The following is a 4,145-nucleotide window of genomic DNA, read 5'->3' as shown; positions in this document are numbered from 1 at the left end:
CGGCCGCGGGCGGGGCCGGAGCGGGCGCCGGGGCGCCCGAGCCGTCGTCGATGACGGCCAGCTCGGCGCCGACCTCGACCGTCTCGTCCTCGCCGACCTTGATCGACGCGAGGATGCCGGACGCGGGCGCCGGGATCTCGGTGTCGACCTTGTCGGTGGAGACCTCGAGCAGCGGCTCGTCGGCCTCCACGCGCTCACCCTCGGCCTTCAGCCAGCGGGTGACGGTGCCCTCGGTCACGCTCTCGCCCAGTGCGGGCAGTGTTACTGAGACCGCCATGGTTTCAGCGACTCCTATCAAGTCTTGCGTACAGGAATGGACAACTAAGGGGGTGCCGCGGATCAGTCGTGCGCGTGCAGCGGCTTGCCGGCCAGCGCCAGGTGCGCCTCGCCCAGGGCCTCGGACTGGCTGGGGTGCGCGTGGATGAGCTGCGCGACCTCGGCGGGCAGGGCCTCCCAGTTGTAGATCAGCTGGGCCTCGCCGACCTGCTCGCCCATGCGGGCGCCGACCATGTGGACACCCACCACGGCGCCGTCCTTGACCTGGACGAGCTTGATCTCGCCGGCGGTCTTCAGGATCTTGCTCTTGCCGTTGCCGGCCAGGTTGTACTTGAGCGTGACGATCTTGTCCTTGCCGTACTGCTCGGCGGCCTTGGCCTCGGACAGGCCGACGGACGCGACCTCCGGGTTGGAGTAGGTCACGCGCGGGATGCCGTCGTAGTCGATCGGGACGACCTTCAGGCCCGCCAGGCGCTCGGCGACGAGCATGCCCTCGGCGAAGCCGACGTGGGCGAGCTGCAGGGTCGGGACGAGGTCGCCGACCGCCGAGATCGTCGGCACGTTGGTCCGCAGGTACTCGTCGACCAGGACGTAGCCGCGGTCCATGGCGACCCCGGCCTCCTCGTAGCCGAGGCCGGCCGAGACCGGGCCGCGGCCGATGGCGACCAGCAGCACGTCGGCGTCGATCTGCTTGCCGTTCTCGGTCGAGACGCGGACACCGTTCTCGGTGTACTCGACGCCCGAGAAGCGGGCCTTCAGCTCGAACTTGATGCCGCGCTTGCGGAAGGCGCGCTCCAGCAGCTTCGAGGAGTTCTCGTCCTCCAGCGGGACGAGGTGCGGCAGGGCCTCGACGATGGTGACGTCGACGCCGAAGGACTTCCACACGGACGCGAACTCGACGCCGATGACGCCGCCGCCGAGGATGACGGCCGACTTCGGGATGTAGTCGAGCTTGAGGGCGTGGTCCGAGGAGATGATCCGGTTGCCGTCGATGGTCAGACCGGGCAGCGACTTGGGCACCGAGCCGGTGGCGAGGACGATGTGGCGGCCCTCGACGCGCTGGCCGTTGACGTCCACCGAGGTCTGCGAGGACAGCCGGCCCTCGCCCTGGATGTAGGTGACCTTGCGCGAGGCGACCAGGCCCTGCAGGCCCTTGTAGAGGCCCGAGACCACGTCGTCCTTGTACTTGTGGACGCCCTTGATGTCGATGCCCTGGAAGGTCGCCAGGACGCCGAACTCGGCCGCCTCACGGGTCTCGTCGGCGACCTCGGCCGCGTGCAGCAGGGCCTTGGTGGGGATGCAGCCGCGGTGCAGGCAGGTGCCGCCGAGCTCGCCCTTCTCGATCAGCGCGACGTTCAGCCCGAGCTGGGCGGCGCGGAGCGCCGCGGCGTAACCGCCGCTTCCGCCTCCGAGAATGACAACGTCGAAAACGGTGCTGGCGTCGTTCGCCACGTCACGTCCTCCATGCAAAGGGGTGCGGTTCGCCGGGCCGGTCGCGGTCCGGTGGTGTGGGAAGCCTTTGTGAGGCGCCCAGTCGTGCCGGAAATACATCTTTGCACTTGTTCGAGGCGACTGGTGTCCGGGGCTGCCCCGGAGGCCGCCGCCCGGTCGCCCCGGGTCGCTCGAATGCCCCGTACGGGTGGGTATCGCCGCAGCTCACAGCGGTGCGGGTGGTCCGGAGAGGGGCGGCTGCGGCGGCCCGCTCCCGCCCGGGTTCCGCAGTGCGGAAGACAGTTTCGCCCGCGGCGAACACCGTCTCGGAATGTGGCCTTCGCCACCCCCGATGTATTACCGGCTGGTAATAGGAAAACGTCGAAGGGCCCGGTGCCCCGTCGGACACCGGACCCCTCCACGGAAATCGGTGGGCGTCAGACGCCCGCCGCCACGTCCTCCGCGTACCGCACCAGGGTGCGCACCGCGCTCGCGGTGCCGCCCTTCGGGGTGTAGCCGAACGGGCCGCCCTCGTTGAACGCCGGGCCGGCGATGTCCAGGTGCGCCCAGTCGATGCCCTCGGCGACGAACTCCTTCAGGAACAGGCCGGCCACCAGGCCGCCGCCCATCCGCTCGCCCATGTTGGCGAGGTCGGCGATCGTCGACTCGACCATGCCCTTGCGCAGGTCCGCCGGCAGCGGCATCGGCCAGGACGGCTCGCCGACCGCGGTCGCGGTCTCGTGCAGGCGGGTGCGCAGCTCGTCGCTGTTGGACATCACGCCGAAGGTGCGGGTGCCCAGGGCCAGCACCATCGCGCCGGTCAGGGTGGCGACGTCCACGATGACGTCCGGGTTCTCCTCGCCGGCCCGCACGATCGCGTCGGCCAGCACCAGGCGGCCCTCGGCGTCGGTGTTCAGCACCTCGACGGTCTTGCCGCCGTACATCCGCAGCACGTCGCCCGGACGGGTCGCCGAGCCGGACGGCATGTTCTCGGCCAGCGCCAGCCACGCGGTCACGTTGACCTGCAGGCCGAGGCGCTTGGCGGCGACCACGGCGGCGAACACCGCGGCGGCACCGGACATGTCGCACTTCATGGTCTCGTTGTGGCCCGCCGGCTTCAGCGAGATGCCGCCCGAGTCGTAGGTGATGCCCTTGCCGACGAACGCCAGCGACGCCTGCGCCTTCGGGTGGGTGTAGGCCACCTTCACCAGCCGGGGCGGGTTGGCGGAGCCGACACCGACACCGAGGATGCCGCCGAAGCCGCCCTTGAGCAGCGCCTTCTCGTCCAGCACCTCGACCTTCAGGCCGTGCTCCTTGCCGGCCGCCTGGGCGATCGCGGCGAAGGACTTCGGGTTGAGGTCGTTCGGCGCGGTGTTGACCAGGTCGCGGGCCCGGTTCATCTCCTCGCCCAGCGCGACGGCGCGCTCGACCGCGGCCTTGGCGTCCTTGCTGCCCTTGCGGGTGGCCGGCACCAGCAGCTCGCCGACCGGGGTCTTGCCGTTCTCGCCCTTGTACGTGCCGAAGGTGTACGAGCCCAGCAGACCGCCCAGCGCGATCGCCTCGATCTCCTCGGCGGACCCGGCGGGCAGCGCCAGCGCGACCTTCTTCGTGCCGGCCAGCGTGCGGGCGGCGACACCGGCGGCCCGGCGCAGCGCCTCCGCGGCGTAGCCGTCCTCGGACGCGTCACCGAGGCCGACCGCCAGCACGAGCGGCGCCTTGAGCCCGGCGGCCGCCGGAACCTTGACCGCCTCGCCCTCGGCGCCGGTGGCGCCCAGGGTGGAGAGGACCTCGGCCAGCGTGCCCTCGAACGCCTCGGCCACGGCCTCGGCGCCGGGGGCGAGCACGAGGCCCTTGGGGCCCTTCGCCACACCGACCACCAGGGCGTCCGCGCGCAGGCTTGCGGCGGAGGAGGTGCTCACAGACAGTGTTGTCACGACGATGCGTCCTGTTCTTTCGCGGTCCACGGCCGGCAACGGCTCGGGGTGTGCCGTACCGGCATAACCCCGGCTGACTCCGCGGGGAAACGGGGCGCAGGGCTACGGTGCACCCCGCATGGTAGTCCGCATGCTGGGACCGCGCGGCCCCAGGGCTCGCCCCCTCACGGCGGACCGGGCGTACACGGTGTGACGAAGCGCGCGAACCGGACGTCGCACGAACGCCCCCGGACCCGGCCCGTGCGGGCCGCTCAGACCGTGCCGATCAGCGCCAGCGCCACCAGCGCCCCGGTGGCCGCCGTCTCCGCCGTCGCGCCGAGCACGTCGCCGGTGATCCCGTCGAGGCGCCGCACGCAGCGGCGCAGCAGCAGCTGCGCGCAGCCGAGCCCGACCACCAGCGCGGCCGGCCACACCCAGGCCTGCCGGCCGTAGCCGCTGCCGGCGCCGGCGAGCAGCAGCGCGGCGCCCGCGGAGACCGCGGCGGCGCCGATGCCCGGGACGGTG

The 4,145-nt window shown here is 71.9% G+C and carries 4 protein-coding genes; all 4 read right to left on the bottom strand.

Going from position 1 to position 4,145, the window contains the following annotated elements:
* Positions 1-277: biotin/lipoyl-containing protein (locus ABD353_RS39285; RefSeq protein ID WP_344628517.1), on the bottom strand; the 277-nt coding region annotated here is incomplete at its 3' end.
* A gap of 62 nt (positions 278-339) precedes the next feature.
* Positions 340-1,728 (bottom strand): dihydrolipoyl dehydrogenase, encoded by a 1,389-nt coding sequence (gene lpdA, locus ABD353_RS39280; protein ID WP_263105729.1) that lies wholly within the window; start codon positions 1,726-1,728, stop codon positions 340-342.
* A 416-nt stretch (positions 1,729-2,144) separates the two neighbouring features.
* Positions 2,145-3,584 carry a leucyl aminopeptidase gene (locus tag ABD353_RS39275; protein ID WP_486326990.1) on the bottom strand — a complete coding sequence of 480 codons (1,440 nt, stop codon included), beginning with the start codon at positions 3,582-3,584 and terminating at the stop codon, positions 2,145-2,147.
* Between the two features lie 308 nt (positions 3,585-3,892).
* On the bottom strand, positions 3,893-4,145 hold a 253-nt coding region (locus ABD353_RS39270), incomplete at its 5' end, for an adenosylcobinamide-GDP ribazoletransferase (protein ID WP_344628515.1).

This window comes from Kitasatospora arboriphila (assembly GCF_039528095.1).
Classification (GTDB): Bacteria; Actinomycetota; Actinomycetes; order Streptomycetales; family Streptomycetaceae; genus Kitasatospora; species Kitasatospora arboriphila.
This window is presented reverse-complemented; position numbering and strand designations above follow the sequence as displayed.